Source organism: Pseudoalteromonas sp. J010 (assembly GCF_003934235.1).
Taxonomy (GTDB): Bacteria; Pseudomonadota; Gammaproteobacteria; order Enterobacterales; family Alteromonadaceae; genus Pseudoalteromonas; species Pseudoalteromonas peptidolytica.
In genome coordinates this window covers 112,702-130,036 of sequence record NZ_RDBW01000019.1, presented here as the reverse complement: position 1 = coordinate 130,036, position 17,335 = coordinate 112,702, and the positions used below count along the sequence as shown (strand labels likewise).

Annotated in this window: 11 protein-coding genes; 8 read left to right on the top strand and 3 right to left on the bottom strand. The window is 43.1% G+C overall.

Annotation, left to right across the window (positions count from 1 at the left end; translation table 11 throughout):
* Positions 1-261 precede the first annotated feature (261 nt).
* Both EAG18_RS11915 and EAG18_RS11910 read right to left on the bottom strand, forming a co-directional pair.
* Entirely contained in the window at positions 262-2,472 is a 2,211-nt protein-coding gene (locus tag EAG18_RS11915) for an EAL domain-containing protein (RefSeq protein ID WP_275557281.1), read from the bottom strand.
* 549 nt (positions 2,473-3,021) lie between these two features.
* Positions 3,022-3,366, bottom strand: a complete 345-nt coding sequence (locus tag EAG18_RS11910; RefSeq protein WP_125252605.1) for a VOC family protein — start codon at positions 3,364-3,366, stop codon at positions 3,022-3,024.
* 174 nt (positions 3,367-3,540) lie between these two features.
* Here EAG18_RS11910 and EAG18_RS11905 point away from each other — a divergent pair, with 174 nt between their 5' ends.
* The 5 genes from EAG18_RS11905 to EAG18_RS11885 all read left to right on the top strand — a co-directional run bounded on the left by EAG18_RS11905 (position 3,541) and on the right by EAG18_RS11885 (position 10,533).
* Complete coding sequence (locus EAG18_RS11905; RefSeq protein ID WP_125252604.1) at positions 3,541-5,337, top strand: glycoside hydrolase family 3 N-terminal domain-containing protein; 1,797 nt, start codon at positions 3,541-3,543, stop codon at positions 5,335-5,337.
* 10 nt (positions 5,338-5,347) lie between these two features.
* Positions 5,348-6,148, top strand: a complete 801-nt coding sequence (locus EAG18_RS11900) for a DUF1445 domain-containing protein (protein ID WP_125252603.1) — start codon at positions 5,348-5,350, stop codon at positions 6,146-6,148.
* Between the two features lie 9 nt (positions 6,149-6,157).
* Positions 6,158-6,886, top strand: a complete 729-nt coding sequence (locus EAG18_RS11895; RefSeq protein ID WP_125252602.1) for a 5-oxoprolinase subunit PxpA — start codon at positions 6,158-6,160, stop codon at positions 6,884-6,886.
* A gap of 47 nt (positions 6,887-6,933) precedes the next feature.
* Positions 6,934-7,467, top strand: coding sequence for a GNAT family N-acetyltransferase (locus EAG18_RS11890; RefSeq protein WP_125252601.1), 534 nt, complete (start codon positions 6,934-6,936; stop codon positions 7,465-7,467).
* Between the two features lie 354 nt (positions 7,468-7,821).
* Positions 7,822-10,533 carry a lamin tail domain-containing protein gene (locus tag EAG18_RS11885; protein ID WP_125252600.1) on the top strand — a complete coding sequence of 904 codons (2,712 nt, stop codon included), beginning with the start codon at positions 7,822-7,824 and terminating at the stop codon, positions 10,531-10,533.
* A gap of 119 nt (positions 10,534-10,652) precedes the next feature.
* Here EAG18_RS11885 and EAG18_RS11880 read toward each other — a convergent pair whose 3' ends face one another.
* Positions 10,653-11,066: a VOC family protein gene (locus EAG18_RS11880; RefSeq protein WP_125252599.1), complete on the bottom strand. Its 414-nt coding sequence runs from the start codon at positions 11,064-11,066 to the stop codon at positions 10,653-10,655.
* Positions 11,067-11,465: 399 nt separating this feature from the next.
* Between EAG18_RS11880 and EAG18_RS11875 the strand changes: the two genes are divergently transcribed.
* The 3 genes from EAG18_RS11875 to katG all read left to right on the top strand — a co-directional run bounded on the left by EAG18_RS11875 (position 11,466) and on the right by katG (position 17,308).
* Complete coding sequence (locus EAG18_RS11875; protein WP_125252598.1) at positions 11,466-13,484, top strand: S9 family peptidase; 2,019 nt, start codon at positions 11,466-11,468, stop codon at positions 13,482-13,484.
* A 435-nt stretch (positions 13,485-13,919) separates the two neighbouring features.
* Positions 13,920-14,699 carry a class I SAM-dependent methyltransferase gene (locus EAG18_RS11870; protein WP_125252597.1) on the top strand — a complete coding sequence of 260 codons (780 nt, stop codon included), beginning with the start codon at positions 13,920-13,922 and terminating at the stop codon, positions 14,697-14,699.
* A gap of 386 nt (positions 14,700-15,085) precedes the next feature.
* A complete protein-coding gene (gene katG / locus EAG18_RS11865; RefSeq protein WP_185745593.1) occupies positions 15,086-17,308 on the top strand; it encodes a catalase/peroxidase HPI in 2,223 nt (740 codons plus the stop codon).
* Positions 17,309-17,335: the final 27 nt, after the last annotated feature.

The following is a 17,335-nucleotide window of genomic DNA, read 5'->3' as shown; positions in this document are numbered from 1 at the left end:
ACTTGGGAAACAATGTAGCAGCTAGTAACCAAATTCGCTATTACTCAAATAAAGACTCTGACAAGGGCTCAGTTAAGTCCTATATTTATTCAACCAAAAAAGACTCTAATCCATTACTTTTCATTTCCAACACCGGACTTTTATCAACTCTAATTGTATCAACTAGCCCTTCGTGGATTGGCCAATACAACAATTACCTGAAATGCCCTGCGTAAGGACATCAATTACACGTCGACACACCATAGTAGCAATCCACTGATTTTATTTGGCTTTACGTCGCTCTATACTCATGTAAGCACTCAGTATTGGCGTGACGTCAGTTTCTGATAGAGGGGGATATAGGTGGTTTCCTTGGATCAGGTGGCACCCCGCAAGGTTTAATGACTTTGCTTGTATCGGTGTTTCGACACCCACAGCTGTACTCTCGATCTCAAGTGTTTTTGCTATTTGGACTACCACTTTGATTAGATTATTCTGTGAAGCTAAAGACTCTGATGAAGCCAAAAATGCCGGTGGGATTTTTACTGCGTCGAATACAAAATCTTGTAAGTACAGCATGTTAGCATGACCAATACCAAAATGATCGATAGCAATACGAATCCCGGTTTGTTCTAGCTCCTGTAAAATAGTTGGTGCAGTCTCGATTAAATCAATGATATCTACTTCTTTAATTTCTATTTCAACTTGGCGATACGCTATTTGATGTTGTGCAATCTGTGCTAAAAACTGCTTCATCAACGTTTGATCTGTTAACTCCACCAAAGAAAAGTTAAACGTGATAATTAGATTGTCAAAAGTACTGCACCAAGTCTGCATTGCACGTAGGGCTCGCTGACGGATTTGTTGACCGATTTCAATCATCAATTCACCGTCACAGGCAACTTCAAAGAAGTCTTTCGGTAGCAGTAGTTGATCGCCCTGTTGCCATCTAGCTAGTACTTCTAGTTTTTTAATTTTTCGTGTGTGGGCATCAATAATTGGTTGATAAAAAGGCACAAATGCTTGATTTTGTATCGCTGCAATAAGGTCGCTCTCTTGTTGCAGCCGCTTCTCAGCTTCATGGTCTAAACGAGCGTTATAAAATTGAAACTCTGTCTGTTTTATTTTCTTAGCTCGGTACATAGCGGCATCGGCATGTTTTATTAATGCTTCAGAGTCCTCGCCATCATCTGGATAAATAGCGACTCCAGCGCTAACGCAAGCTTTGATAGTTACTCGCTCGAGCGTATATTGACCATTAACACACGCCAATATTTTACTAATCACTTTTCGGACATATTTTTTGTTTTTGATACTGTCAATGAGTATCACAAATTCGTCTCCGCCCACTCTTGCAACAGTATCACACCGCCTGATTTGCCCAGTGAGCCTACTTGCGATTTCTTTGAGGAGTAAGTCTCCGTAATCATGGCCGAGAGAGTCATTGATTTTCTTAAATTTATTCACATCTACAAATATCAGAGCAAATTGATGCCGCACCCGCTTGGCTCTTTTGCACGTCTGAACGAGTCGATCATGAAGTAATAGTCTGTTTGGCAGGCCCGTGAGGGAGTCATGATGAGCCAGATGGTTCATTTTCTTCGCCATAAGCCTTGATTCTGTGACATCCTGAAACACCATCACGGTTCCCAGGTATGTACCATCTTTAGCTATGATTGGCGAAAATGAATCTTGGATTGCAAAGGTTAACCCTAAATGATTAGTGATAGAAGTAAGTTCAGGTAGACAAATTGTATGGCCTTGCTTGAGACAACGTTCAGGAAATTCGTTGAGTGGTGTTTTAGTCACCTCGTGATACATAGACATCACATCATCAAAATGCCGCCCCACGACTTCTTCGCTCAACATCGCCAACACCGCTTCCGTCACAGGATTGACATAAGTAATAACACCCTGAGTATCAGTACATATCACTCCATCTCCTATTGAGTTTAATGTAACTTCGAGCAGCTCTTTCTCTGCTTCAAAGGCCTCAGTTAGCTCTACCTCTTTTTTCATGTCTTTGAAAATACATATATAGCGACAATGTGAGCCATTAAAATACAGTGGCACAACGTTAGCCGTCATCGCGCTACCGTCACACTTAAGAGTACAGTTTGGATTCAGTTGGCCAAGTAACACAGGTAATAACCCTTGTTCTGACTCTGGTTTAGTATTTGAGACCGAGATTAAAGCGTCTAATGACTCCCCTTCCACAGAAGCAACATCAGCAAACAAACACCGCGCCTGATCGTTAGCCTGTACAACTACCCCTGAGCCATCTAGCAACAGCTGAGGAAAGGGTGCATCAGCTCCTAAGTGAATACTTTGTTGCCGTGATACACCGCACCTGAAACACCACAACAGTAACGCTAATATAACGAAACATAAGGCACAATACACAAAGAGGTTCAGGTTAAATAAAGCAAATTTATCGGCCATCAACACCACTATCAGAAGCACAATGCTAATACCTGAAAATATTACTTTCATCGCCCAACTAACCTGAACTGAGTAAGGGAAAACGCTTTGGTAAAAACACGACACACACAACACTAAAAAGCCCAGAGCCAATAAGATATTGTGTTACTGTCTGATACCAAAAAATGCGAGCTTAGGTAAGTTCTAACTATTGTTCACGACAGTAGTAAATTCAAGTTTGTAGGAGCAACGGCAAAGCGTAAATAGCCAAAGATTTGGATAAGGAGTCGGCTAATAGGTAATTTTTAAAGTCACACTAAATTGTTTCCAAATCTAGCCAGAGAGTTTTGGCCAGAACACAGCGCCGGTGCGGTGTTATCCCAAGGTTTGCTAACCCCCAAATACATCACTTAATTGAGACAACTGAAATTAAATAGCAATAATGGTAAATGATAGCGCTCTGCAAATAGGCTTTACAAAGCGTTTGACAGAAAATGTAACAGGCCTCGAGATAACTGCTTGTTGTCTAGCAGAGACAATTCCGTAGCCGCGTTAAATTGATCTCCACAAGCGTAATATCCAACCATCTGGCTAACATGACATTATACTGTTGCGCTGTGGCTACTGAGACCAGACAGCCAACTCATTGCCACTTGGCTCAACAAAATGAAAGCGGCGACCACCTGGAAACGTAAATATTGCTCTAACTATTTCACCTCCAGCTTGCTCTACTTTACTTTGTGCTAATTCCAAGTCATCACTATATAGCACCACTAATGCACCGCCGTTAGCTTGCTTTGAGCTACCTTGCGCTGTAAAAAAACCACCATTCAACCCTGCGTTTGAAAAAGCAATATAATCAGGCCCGTATGATTCAAACTGCCAGTTAAATACTTGTTCAAAAAATGCCTGAGTAGCGGGTAAGTCTTTTGCTGCCAATTCAATATAGTCAATATGATTATTCATTGATTTCTCCTTCTCGTGTTACCAATATTTTCGTTTGTTTTCAGGTTTTGCACTTTGTAGTCACTTCCATATCAGTGATACARTGTAGGCAATTTTATTCAGCGTTTATTATTGATTGTGCGATTATTATCTTTGCTCTCTACTTTAGGAACTATTTTAGGAACAATCACATTCATGAGTTTCACTTCTTCGTCTACTGCTTCTGAAACAACAGCACCGCTAACCACACCTCAAATGCTTGGACAAAAGTTAATGCTCGACTTTCGTTATTACTGTCACGACCACAAAAAAGCCAGTGCCGATTGCAGAATACCGATGACCACGCTCCCCCCTGAATTGGCAGAATTAATTAGCCAATACGAGATTGGTGGTGCTATTTTATTTTCCGAGAATGTACAAGATACGACTCAAATCGTTGGCCTCAGTAACTCACTTCAACGCGCTGCACAAAATAGTAAAAGCAAGCTTCCTTTATTTGTGGCAATTGATCAAGAAGGCGGCCGGGTTGCTCGCATTAATCGTCAACAAGCCACCTCATTTACTGGAAACATGAGTATTGGCGCAACCTACCTACAACACGGTGATAGCTATGCAACAAAAGTCGCAGAGGCAATTGGTAAAGAGCTACATAGTTTAGGCATTAATGTTAATTTTGCACCAACAGTCGATGTGAACAGCAACCCCAATAACCCAGTGATCAATGTACGTTCATTTTCCGAAACGCCTGACGTTGTCGCAAAGTTAGGACTTGCTCAAGTAAAAGCATTTGAAGACGCAGGCGTGATCTCAGCGTTAAAACATTTTCCAGGTCACGGTGACACCCACGTTGATAGTCATACTGGTTTACCCCGAGTTGATCACGACCGCGAAACGATTGATAGTCAGGATGTATTTCCATTTGCAGAGATCATAAAGGCACATCCACCAGGTATGATCATGACTGCACACATTCAATACCCTGCACTTGATAGCAGCACACTTGTAAATTCCCAAGGTCAACGCATGATTAAGCCTGCTACCATGTCTTATCAAATTATGACACAACTTTTGCGGCACGAGCTTGGCTACCAAGGGGTGACGGTGACGGACGCTTTGGATATGGCCGGGATCAGTGACTTTTTTAACCCAGTTGACGCCACTATTGCAACGTTTAACGCCGGTGTTGATATTGCACTGATGCCGATTGCAATTAGAAGCCCTAAAGACATTGAACGCTTTGAACAATATATGAGTAAGCTGGCTCAAGCCGCTGAAAGCGGTAGGCTTGATAAAAGCCAACTGAATAAGTCGATATCCCGTATTACCACCCTAAAAAATAAAATACCCAATACCGCAGCATCCGTTGCAATCGCTCACTCTACACTTGGCAACCCGAAACATCGCGCATTAGAGGCAGAGCTCGCCCTAGCTGCAATCACACAAGTAAAAAATGAAGGCCTGATACCACTTTCAAATGACGTTAAAACGCTTCATCTGATAATGCCTGACAGACAAAAATGCTTGGCCCTTGAGCAAGCATTACAGACGATGAGTCAACATCCACTAACGGTGACTTGTACCAGTTTACAAGCATACGACCCTGATATTGCACTCAAAGCAATGTCACAAGCTGATGTGGTCATTGCCGCTCATGCTTCTCCGCCACAAAGTGCTGTAGAGATAGGTGGGATGGACGACGTTAAAAAACTACGTGCGCATGGTGTTGCGAAAAACGAGCAGCCCGCCGCACTGCAAAAATTACTGAAACAAGGTCAACAATTGGCAAAAAAACAGGTTTTTATTAGCCTAAGAGCCCCTTATGAAATTAGTACGTTTGCACCTTTCAGTGACGCAGTGTTAGCGAGTTACGCCTATAATGTAGATATAGTTAACGGTGACAAGGTCTCGGGTCCTGCTTATACCGCGTTGGCTAAAGTGCTATTGGGCATAGCAAAAGCGCAAGGTTCTCTACCCGTGACTATAGATAAGTGATGGAGACTTTATGGATCCCAGTGCTTCTTTGAGCGCACCATACGCAATCAGAAAAATGATTAAAGATGGGGACTATAGCGGTCCAACCAAGGGGTTTGTTCCAGGCTTCACCCAGTGCAATGTAATCATTTTGCCACAACGTGAAGCCTATGATTTTTTCAACTTTTGCCAACGAAATCCAGAAACTTGTAAACTGCTTATACCACCAACGGATCCCGGTTGCTTTCGTGCTGATGAGCTGGGGAAAGAGATTGATATTCGCCACCACATACCCAAATATCAAATTTTTAAGGATGGACAACAAGCACAAAAGTGCCAGCAGATTGAGCAACTTTGGCGAGATGATTTAGTCACATTTTTCTTCGCCAGTTACCTGTCTTTTGACTACTTACTCAGCCAGTATGGTATTGCTTCTCACTCGGTAAACCCAACCACTCCCTTACCTCTTTACATCAGTAACATTCCCTGTAACCCAGTTGGTAAATACACCGCAACACAAGTACTCGCAATGCGGGCGCTGTCGAAACCAGACTTAATCAAGACAATTCAAGCAGCGACCCTAAGCCGTCTTCCCTTTGCCATGCCACTACATTTTGGCACACCACAAGAAGTAGGTATAGACGATATTAGTAAGCCTAATTTTGGAGAGCCTCTAACTTTTAGTCACAACCGCTTACCGGTATTTTGGGGTTCCAGTTTAACGGCACAGTTAGCAATTACCAAAGCCGCGCCTGAATTTTGTATAATGAATTGTCCACATCACTTGCTGGTAACAGACATTCAAGATTTAGAATTAGCAGTACACAAATAGGAAAACAGCATGTTGTTAAATTGCGATTTAGGCGAAAGCTTTGGCGCTTGGAAGATGGGCTTAGACGAACAGGTCATGCCACATATTGATATGGCAAATGTCGCTTGCGGCTTTCATGCGGGCGACCCAGATGTACTTGCAAAGACACTGACGTTGGTCAAAAACCACCAAGTAATATTAGGTGCACATCCGAGCTACCCAGACCGCCAGGGGTTTGGTCGACGCTCGATGTCCCTCAGTGCACAAGAGTTAACACATCACCTGCATTATCAAATCGCAGCTATTGATGGGATGGCACAGGTGCAACATACGAGTCTACATTACGTAAAACCACATGGCGCACTATACAATGATATGATGAAATCAGAAGCTGTGATGACCACAGTTCTTAACGCCATTGCGTGTTACCCCAAAAAACTGAAGTTGATGATATTGGCCAGTGCAAAACAAGATATACATCAAAAGCTCGCTGAGCAGCACGGTGTCACGCTAATTTTTGAAGCCTTTGCAGATAGGCTTTATCGTGACGATGGGCTTCTAACACCTCGTTCAGAACCACTTGCGGTGCATGACAAAGCCGCACTGCTGGCGCAAGTTGAACAACTACACAAATATAGTAGCGTTACTACGGCATCAGGTAAGTCGCTGACATTGCGTGCCGATACTTTATGTGTTCACGGTGACAATGCGGCCAGCATTGCGTTAATCCAAGAAATAAAAAGCATGATAAATCAGTAGATTGTGATACTTTACAGAGATGGATTTCATCATTTAAGGAACAATATATGCTACTAACTACCAAGCGACTTACTTTGCGCCCACTTCTTGAGTCCGATTGGGCGCTTTGGCAAGCACTCCACCAGCACCCTGATGTAATGCGCTATATCGGTGATATAGCCAACGAAGATACATTCCGGGAGAAATTTAACTCACGCTTAAGTGCAGGGCTTGGACAGTGGCGCAAGGAAGACAATAGCTGGCTTACGCTGGTAATTGAGGAAAAAGCAACGGGTATCGCCGTAGGGCTTCACGGCTTTTTAAGTATGTGGACGCCTTTTCAACAAGCAGAGCTGGGCTTTATGATAGTCCCCGAGTTTCAAGGAAAAGGTTACGCTTATGAAGCCTCTCAAGCGGTGCTATCACTCGCGTGGCAGCAATGTAATTACCATAAGCTTGTTGCAACCGTGACTCAAGGTAATCAAGCTTCACATCGGCTGCTGAAAAAACTCGGCTTTGATCTAGAGGGCACATTAAAGGACAACTATCAAATTGCTGGGCACTGGGTAAACGATGAAAAATTTGGAATGCTAGCCCCATAACCTGTGTTTGGTACAACGAACCTGAGCTTTGGATAAAAAGTGCGCCAGTTCATTGTTTTTAAGCCCGCATCAAATTTTTCCTTATCTAGGGCATTTTGATAATAACTAAGCAAATTGACGCAGTGAACGCTAAAGCTGACTGCCAGAGAGGTATTAATCACCCCGATTCTTGGGTTAATTAATACACTTTTAGCCGATAACTGGCTTAACTTTCATTCTTTCCAGGAAAAATATAACCCAAATTAGTAAATTAATGCGGAATTTTTACATTCATTCACACCCAAGTCTGTACTTAATGTCCCTAAAAACGTAAGTTGATGGCTGGATGTACGTCATAGTTCAGGATCAATAATAATGAATAAAAAAATATTCCAACTCTCTTTGATAAGTTTAGGGATGCTACACCTAAGTGGCTGTGGTGGCTCAGGTAGTGACGATAAAAACGCACCGCCACAGATAGTTTCAGCACTTGAGTCCAGTGCCGATGAAAGAAGCTACGTCAGTGGCTCAGTGACAATTTCTGATAGTGATGGCTCCGTTGCAACCCGTACCGTAAAACAAACGGAAGGGCCTGAGGTTATCGACCTCACACTCAGTGATTCAGGTCTTTCATTTATTGCCCCAGAGGTCTCAGAAGATACCAATGTCGTTTTCTTAATCAGCGCCACAGACAATGATGGTGACAAAGCCGAATCAAGTGTGTCGGTTACGATCAAACAAGTTAATCAAGCGCCGGAGCTGACAGGCGGTGCCTACAACGTAGAGTTTAATGATACCCTCGAGTTCACCCTTGATGCCAAAGACGCAGAGGGTGACGCCATTACGGTTACTTATGAACCACCGCTTTCTGGTGATCTTACCCTGATTGATGGTTCAACACAGACATACCGCTACACGCCACACAAAAATAGCACTAATAGAGAAGTGTTGCGTTTCAGTGCAACTGATGGCGCATTATCCACCGAAGCTGAAGTGTTGATTGATGTAGTTGATACCTCAGCGCCACAATTACTATCTAGTCACCCAGAGTCTAACACGACCCCCTTTAGTACAACAGATGAGCTAGTGCTGCGCTTCGACGACAACATGTCTGCATCTTGGGTCACTGAGATTGGGACTCCTGAGTGTAATGGCGCTATTCAACTTCGTAAGGTGAGCGACCAAACTTGCGTACCTTTTTCCGTTGGACAAGCACAAGAGGATGCACATTTTACTCTGACCTTGCTACCCAACGAGTCGCTGCAAGCCAGTTCACAGTATGAGCTCATAATCACAGATGCCGTGACAAATTATTATGGCACAAGCGCGACACAAGCCCAGACGATTAATTTTGTCACTGCACACACAGACTTACTGATAACTGAAATCTCATCATCCAAGTTCATAGATGATAATCGCTGGGTAGAGTTATATAACGGTACCAATGAAGCAATAGACTTAAGTCAGTATCAGCTGGTCACCGAAAGCGTTGCTCTTGAGAATTATACTGATGGAGGTACGCGGGTATTTCCATTAACAGCGCTATTATTGCAACCTGGTGAGTATATTGTGATACAAAACCAGCATGGCCCGCAAACGTGGCAAAATAGCGTCACCAGTTCGTCGCAATTAATGTTGATAGGTGAAGGCTTGTACGCCCCAGCATGGTATCAATCTGGATACGTAGAGTTACAAAACAAGCAAGGAGAAACCGTTGATTTTGTGCGTTTTGGCGAAAGCCAGAACACGCCAGCGACCGCTTCACAGTGGCAACAAAGTGATCAAATGCAGCCTATTTCTACTCAGTTAGGCCAAAGCTTAGTTAGAACAAACTTGCTTATTGACAGTAATACGATAGATGATTGGCAGCCTGCATCATTTTTCACTCCAGGTGGCAAAAACGATGTACTTTGCGATGAGGATGCTGATTTAGACGGGATCCCAGATTGTGCTGAACAGCCTGGTGGCAGCTTTGCAGGTTTACCTTTATATGAATGGGGGGCAAGAGCTGGGATCAGAGACATTTTTATTGAAGTGGATTACATGGACAGTGAAGATGCCGGTATTATTCCGCAAAAACCAGCCCTTGATAAAGTGAAAGCAGCTTTTGCAGCACAAAATATCGCGGTACACTTTGATGTAGGAAATTTATACCATCAGGCAGATGGGTTATCACCGGCACATTATGACCTTGGTGGTGGCAGTCGAATTCCTTTTGTACAAACCACTACTTTTGCCAGCACAGAAGCCGCACCTAGCGTACTGGATCACAAAGCAAAGCATTTTGACCTTAAACGTAAACCTATTTTCCACTACATGTTGATGGCCAACAGCCAAAAAGAGGACGGCAGTCAAGGTTCATCCGGTTTAGCAGAACTGTTTGGCAATGACTTGATGATTTCACTTGGTAATTGGGGGCTAAATGTTGATTCAGAAATTGCAGCCAATGTAACTTACAGCTTTCAAGCTGGCACCATTATGCACGAACTAGGTCACAACCTTGGCTTGTATCATGGTGGCAATGAAAATGTAAACTTCAAACCAAACCATGTGAGTGTGATGAACTACCTATATCAACTCGATGGCTTGCCAACGGTGGGGAATAAAGAAGGAGATCGGTACTTAAGTCGATGGTTTTATAGTAACGAAAACTGCTTCCCTAAGGGAACTGCACTGGTAAATAGCCCAGCAGAAGGCTTAGAACATTTTATTATTGACTACTCGCATGGTCATAATAAGCCAATAAATGAAGCGAATATCGATGAGTCAAAAGGGCTAAACAACGATAAATCTGAGGCAATCGACTTTGACTGTAACGGTAGTACCTCTGATCTCCTAACCAACTTTGACCTTAACGGTGACAATGACAATACCTCGGTCCTCAATGACTATGATGAATGGTCAAGTCTGATACTCAACTTTACGCAATTTTGGAGTGGTGCGAACAGCGGCCATACAAAGCAAGATATGGAGTCTCGGACGCAGAAATCCATCATGCACAGTGATAGACAAGCGGTACAGAAAGAAAGCGAACCATCACCAGCGGTATTTGAGCAAATTAAACGCTGGTCAAACTATCAAAACTAAATAACCTGAATGGGGATAAAGCCCTTCAAACTCAAATAGCCGCCAGGTGCTTTACGCAACTTCGCGGCTATTTTCTCTGTCAACTCTCGAATTGATGTGGCGAAATACTTAATTTGACTTCAGTCACTGTTGCGCTGCGTTGGTAAATCACTTAAATACTCAACAAATTCAATTTCAAAGCCTGCTGGGTCAATAAAATAGACATTTTTTCTATATGGATGCTGCGCACCCACTTTATCAACGTCGTATCCCGCCTCTGTTAGCCGCTTTACAACACTTGCTATATTTTGTACAACATAGGCAAAGTGTGCAAAGCCAACTTGGTGACCTGTAAGTACCCTGTTTTGCCCCTCTCCGTGATCGCTAAATGCAATATAGTGATAGTCATCGCCGAAGTGCAGCCAACTCCGTGATTTTCCGTGCCACTCTCCTTGCCCCTGACTTCTCACCTTCCAATGTGGAAAAGCCGCTTGATAAAATGCCAGTGTTGCTTTTAGGTCGCTTACAACTAAGTTTACATGCTCTAAATACATATACTATTCCTTACTTTACGCTCGATGCGCACTTCGATGTGTTGTTGATACGCTGCACACCATAAAACCTTAAGTTATGTTTAGGTAAAGCGATTTTTTAATAAAGAGCAAAGTTACAGCGCATATTTCGACATCAGGAATATTCAGTAATACCAATTATCTTCATTAAGTGGTCTATTTTGAGGCGAGAAAATCTTGTCGATAACGAGGCAAAAATTTTGCTATTTAGTTGTTCTAAATGAGAAATTTTTAACGCTGTTAGCGTCAGATTTACTCCTTAAAATTGAGCAAGTATTAAGTCAAATAGGTATTAGTGCACAGCAGCACGTTCATCGCAAAGAGTTGATTAAGCCGTTATAAACGCCATAGTAGAGAAAATAATAAGCAACAGGATCAGCTATGAAACACTTTTTAGCAAGCGCAGCCATCGCCAGCACGGCATTGACACTGCAAGCTACTCCGCTACAACCAACCGATATTTTTAACCTTGAATACGCCAATCAAATAGACATCAGCAACAACGGCGACAAGGTATTCTTCGTGCGTAACCGCATGGACATCAAAAGCGACAGAAAAGTCAGCAATATTTGGTCTGTTGATCTGTCAACAAACGCGATGCAGCCTGTGACTTCTGGCCTCCACATGGACTATGCCCCAGTTCTATCACCGAGCAATGACAGAGTCGCATTTATCTCCACTCGTGATGGTAGCAGCCAAATCTATGTGAAATGGCTAGATACCGGTGCCATTGCAAAAATCAGTAACTTAACTCATGGCCCATCAGGGCTGCACTGGTCACCAGATGGCAAAAGCCTCTATTTTAGCCAATTTGTACCAAGCCAAAAAGCACCTCCAGTTTCCATAAAAGGCAAGCCTGAAGGTGCCAAGTGGGCAAAGCCACCCGTGTTTATCGATGATGTGTATTACCGTGCTGATGGCGCAGGCTATACAGACTCTGGTTTTAATCATATTTTTAAGCTGGATGCCAATGGTGGGAATGCCAAACAAATCACCTCTGGTGATTTTAATCATAGCGGCGTAATTAGCTTTGCTGACAATGGAAAAACCCTATATTTTTCAGCTAATCGCCATCAGGACAACCAACTAAACCCAGCCAATAGTGAAGTCTACAAGCTAGAATTAAGCTCACTTGAAATCACTGCGGTAACCGACCGAAAGGGGCCAGATAACCACCCCGCCGTCTCACCAGATGGTCGATACCTTGCCTACCTTGGCTATGACGATGAAAAAACCAATTATGAAAACAGCCTACTTTACATCAAAGACCTTAAATCTGGTGAGACCAAAACCTATGCCACCGATTTAGATAGAAGTCTAGACTCCGTTACATGGGCAGCCAATAGCCGTGGGGTCTATGTTAGCTACGATAATGAAGGTAAAACCACTTTAGCTTATCAGCCTTTAAAGGGACGTTTTGAACAAATAACCGATGCCATTGGTAGTGTTAGCTTTGGACGTCCATATTCAGGTGGCGACTATGCCATTAGCGACCGTGGCCTAGTTGCATTTACATTGGCTGATCCGCTACGACCCGCCGACGTTGCCATCGTAAAGCGCGGCGAGCCTAGGCCTATCACAGCATTAAATGAGGATGCTTTAGGCGATAAAACACTGGCAACCGTTGAAGAGGTATGGTTAAAATCAAAGCATGATCAATTGCCAATTCAGGCATGGGTTGCCTACCCTCCTGGGTTTGATAAATCTAAAAAGTATCCACTTGTGCTTGAGATCCATGGCGGCCCAGTTGCTAATTATGGCCCACATTTTAGCGCTGAAGTTCAGCTTTTTGCAGCTCAAGGTAATGTTGTACTGTATATGAACCCACGCGGTAGCGACTCCTACGGCAAAGAGTTTGCACAAACTATTCACCATAATTACCCAAGCCATGATTTTGACGACCTAATGACTGGCGTCGATCACTTAATTGGTGAAGGATATATAGACAAAAGCCGCTTATTTGTTACCGGAGGTTCTGGTGGTGGCGTATTAACTGCGTGGACTGTTGGCCATACCGATAGATTCGCCGCCGCTGTAGTAGCAAAGCCTGTGATCAACTGGTATAGCTTTGTGTTAACTGCTGATTTCTATCCATTTTTTGCAGATTATTGGTTTCCTGGTAAGCCATGGGAGCATTTGGATCATTATATGAAGCGCTCGCCAATTAGCTATGTAGGTAACGTGAAAACACCGACTATGCTACTGACAGGGGAAGCCGATTATCGCACACCAATTTCAGAAACGGAGCAATATTATCAAGCGCTAAAACTGCAAGGAGTAGAAACCGCGATGGTGAGAATCCCAGACGCTTCGCACGGTATTACCAAAAGACCATCTAATCTTTTAAATAAAGTGGCGTACATTCAGTGGTGGTTTGATAAGCACGATCCGAAGAAGTAGTAAATCACCTGAACTCGATAAAACACTGAGGTCAGCCGACCTCAGTGTGCTTTTAACTATTAAATTAACACTTAGACCAACTTGAGAGGTGAAAAGCATATTCACTTCATTTACAACCCTTTATGTTACAAACTAAACCTATGAAAAAATGGGGTTTTATTTTTCAGCAACCTTTTTACGCTTGCTATATTAAACGTACTTTCTATGGCGATTACTTGGAAAGTGTGAGCATATATTAGCAAGAAACGCAGATTACCTAACTAACAATACTTTTTCGCTTCAGTAGCGTGTACTTACTTATTATGACCGACTTATCTCAAATTTGCTTACGGTATGAATAGCACTCATTGAGTCCTTATCAGTATAATTGCGAGCGTATTAGCAGCAGTACGTAGTAATGTTTATTTGGAAATTAATTTTTTAAGGAGGATCAATATGGATTACCTTTCTCTAAACAGAAAAGCTTGGGAAGAAAGAGCGATTGCGCACTTTGATTCGACGTTTTATGACGTAAATAGTTTTTTAGCGGGAAAATCTTCACTAAATACAATTGAATGTGAGTTATTGGGGAGTGTGTCTGAGCAAAGCATACTTCACTTGCAGTGTCATTTTGGCTTGGATTCACTTTCACTTGCTCGACTTGGTGCCAAAGTTACGGGCGTCGACTTCTCGCAAGAGGCCATTAGGCGCGCGAATACACTAGCACAGCAAACAAAGCTGGATGCAACTTTTATTTGTCAGGACATTGAAAAGTTTGGCAGCACCAATACCGACAAATTTAATATTGTATTTGCATCCTATGGTACGATTTGTTGGCTGCACGACCTTTCATCGTGGGCCACCACGATAGCCAATGCCCTGAAACCGGGAGGTCAATTTTGCTTTGTTGAATTTCACCCAAGTATTGATCTTAATATGGGCTACTCATACTTTGCAAAGCAGCAACCCGATGTAACAACAGAGGCTACTTACACCGAAAACCAACAAAGCGATACTCAAACCATCGCTACTTGGCCTCACTCAATCGGCGAGGTGCTCACTGCACTAATGCAAGCAGGCCTTACAATCACACACTTCGACGAACATCCTTTTAGTCCGTATAACTGTTTTGACGGACTTGAGGCTGTGCCTGGACATGGTTTCCAGTTACTTCACAAAGGTCAGCAAGTCCCTTTACTATTTTCAGTCATGGCAAAAAAACATGCAAACGAGTAGTTTGCGTGTTTTATGCTTTTTGTTCAGAAAAGTTACCAACCTTTAGACATTTGCTTGAATCGTCGTATTTGTCTTCACTTCGCTCAAATTCCATAACAATGCTTTTTTAAAAACTGTTTGATCCACCATCAAAATCCAACATTGAACATCAAAAAATTAACCTTTAGTTATCAAAAAAATATTGAAAGGTATTTTCATAAATTTCTTATAATTTTGATCTAACTTAAGCGAAATTACAAAGCAGAGCTAAAGCACTGTTATTTAATAAAAAATAACGATTCATTTTTCCGAATGCTGTGATTTGTTTTTCTGGATTTTCTCTTTTTGATTTGTGAACTAAAGTTTAACGCGAACGTTACGACCAATTTATTCAAAGGGGAGCACCCATGAACAAAAAATCAAGAACGATGTTATCAGCTGTTGCACTTGCAGTGACAACGACTTTATCTACACCAAGTTTTGCAGCGATAAGCGAAGCAAAAACCAACCAATTTTGGTGGCCAGAACAATTAAACCTCAGCCCTCTAAGACAGCATAGTCCAGAATCAAATCCATACGGAGCAAACTTTGACTACGCAGCCGAATTTAGCAAGCTTGACCTAACACAGGTTAAACAGGATATTGAACGCACACTCACCGACTCACAAGATTGGTGGCCAGCCGATTGGGGGCATTATGGTCCATTTATGATCCGCATGGCTTGGCACAGCGCAGGAGTGTATCGTGTTCATGACGGTAGAGGCGGTGCAGCAGGTGGTCAGCAGCGTTTTGATCCTTTAAATAGTTGGCCAGACAATGCCAATCTAGACAAAGCAAGAAGACTATTATGGCCTATCAAGCAAAAGTATGGTCGTAGTCTGTCTTGGGCGGATCTTATGGTACTTGCAGGAAACGTAGCACTTGAGTCAATGGGCTTTAAAACCTTTGGCTTTGCTGGTGGTCGTCAAGATGACTGGGAGCCAGATCTCGTTTATTGGGGCCCTGAAGATGCTTTCTTAAAAGACGAGCGACGCGACAAAAAAGGCAAATTGAAAGGGCCGCTTGCCGCAGTTGAAATGGGACTAATTTATGTCAACCCTGAAGGTCCACATGGCAAACCAGATCCACTCCTTGCAGCAAAAGATATTCGCATGTCATTTGGACGCATGGCAATGAACGACGAAGAAGTTGTTGCGCTTATCGCCGGTGGCCATACGTTTGGTAAAGCACATGGAGCCAAAAAACCGTCTGACTGTGTGGGTAAAGAACCCGCTGCAGCAGCAATAGAAGAGCAAGGCCTTGGATGGAAAAACAAGTGCGGAACCGGTAAAGGTGCAGATACAACAACCAGTGGTTTAGAAGGCGCTTGGACAGTAACCCCAACTCAGTGGTCAACAAACTACTTAGATAATCTGATGAACTTTAACTGGGTAATAACGAAAAGCCCAGCGGGAGCAACACAGTGGATCCCAGATAACAAGGCCGCAGCAAACTTAGTACCAGATGCACACATAAAAGGTAAGCGCCATGCACCTATTATGTTTACTACAGATATCGCGCTAAAAGAAGATCCTGAATATCGCAAAATTGTTGAGCGTTTTCGCAAAGATCCAAAGCAATACGAAGAGGCCTTTGCAAAGGCTTGGTTTAAGCTAACACACCGAGATATGGGACCACGCGCCCGTTATATCGGCGCTGAAGTACCGAGTGAAGTACTTACATGGCAAGACCCTATTCCTCAAGCTGATCACCAGACAATTGACGATAAAGATATTAAGGCGCTGAAGCAATCTATTCTCGACTCTGGCCTGACAACACAAGCGCTGATCAGAACCGCATGGTCAGCAGCATCAAGTCACCGTGTGACTGACATGCGAGGTGGTGCAAATGGCGGGCGTTTACGTCTTGAGCCACAGATCAGCTGGGAAATTAACAATCCAGAAGAGGTAAAAAAAGTACTGGCCAAGCTGGAAGACATTCAAACCAGCTTCAATAAACGCGCAGGCAAAAAAGCAGTATCTATCGCGGATCTTATTGTATTAGGTGGTGCCGCTGCTATTGAAAAAGCAGCAAGTGATGCCGGACACAACATCAGTGTACCGTTCACCCCAGGTCGAACAGATGCCTCACAAGCACAAACTGATGTGCTCTCTTTTAGCTACTTAGAGCCAAAAGCCGACGCATTTCGTAACTACTACAGTAAGGATGCCTATATGTCACCAACTGACATGTTGGTAGACAAAGCCAATATGCTAGATCTCTCCGTGCCAGAAATGACCGTGTTACTCGGAGGTCTACGTGCGTTAGATGCCAACTATCAGGGTGTTGATCACGGCGTATTTACCGACAAGCCAGGACAATTAAGTAACGACTTTTTTGTCAACCTGCTTGATATGTCAACCAAGTGGTCGAAAGTAGATGGTCAAGAGGGCTTATATGAAGGTCGTGACCGTAAAACTGGTGAAATCAAGTGGACGGCAACACCTGTGGATTTAATCTTTGGCTCAAACTCAGAACTTCGTGCAGTTACAGAAGTGTATGCCTCAGACGATGCCAAGCAGAAGTTTGTTGATGACTTTATCGCAGCTTGGGTAAAAGTCATGCAACTGGACCGCTTTGACCTAAAATAACCGCGCTAACTCAACAGGGTCTACACT

Excerpts from the sequence above, each read along its gene's own strand:
- EAG18_RS11900 (WP_125252603.1), top strand. The coding sequence starts at position 5,348 with ATGGATCCCAGTGCTTCTTTGAGCGCACCATACGCAATCAGAAAAATG.
- EAG18_RS11905 (WP_125252604.1), top strand. The coding sequence starts at position 3,541 with ATGAGTTTCACTTCTTCGTCTACTGCTTCTGAAACAACAGCACCGCTA.
- EAG18_RS11895 (WP_125252602.1), top strand. The coding sequence starts at position 6,158 with ATGTTGTTAAATTGCGATTTAGGCGAAAGCTTTGGCGCTTGGAAGATG.
- EAG18_RS11870 (WP_125252597.1), top strand. The coding sequence starts at position 13,920 with ATGGATTACCTTTCTCTAAACAGAAAAGCTTGGGAAGAAAGAGCGATT.
- EAG18_RS11885 (WP_125252600.1), top strand. The coding sequence starts at position 7,822 with ATGAATAAAAAAATATTCCAACTCTCTTTGATAAGTTTAGGGATGCTA.
- katG (WP_185745593.1), top strand. The coding sequence starts at position 15,086 with ATGAACAAAAAATCAAGAACGATGTTATCAGCTGTTGCACTTGCAGTG.
- EAG18_RS11875 (WP_125252598.1), top strand. The coding sequence starts at position 11,466 with ATGAAACACTTTTTAGCAAGCGCAGCCATCGCCAGCACGGCATTGACA.
- EAG18_RS11880 (WP_125252599.1), bottom strand. The coding sequence starts at position 11,066 with ATGTATTTAGAGCATGTAAACTTAGTTGTAAGCGACCTAAAAGCAACA.
- EAG18_RS11915 (WP_275557281.1), bottom strand. The coding sequence starts at position 2,472 with ATGAAAGTAATATTTTCAGGTATTAGCATTGTGCTTCTGATAGTGGTG.
- EAG18_RS11910 (WP_125252605.1), bottom strand. The coding sequence starts at position 3,366 with ATGAATAATCATATTGACTATATTGAATTGGCAGCAAAAGACTTACCC.
- EAG18_RS11890 (WP_125252601.1), top strand. The coding sequence starts at position 6,934 with ATGCTACTAACTACCAAGCGACTTACTTTGCGCCCACTTCTTGAGTCC.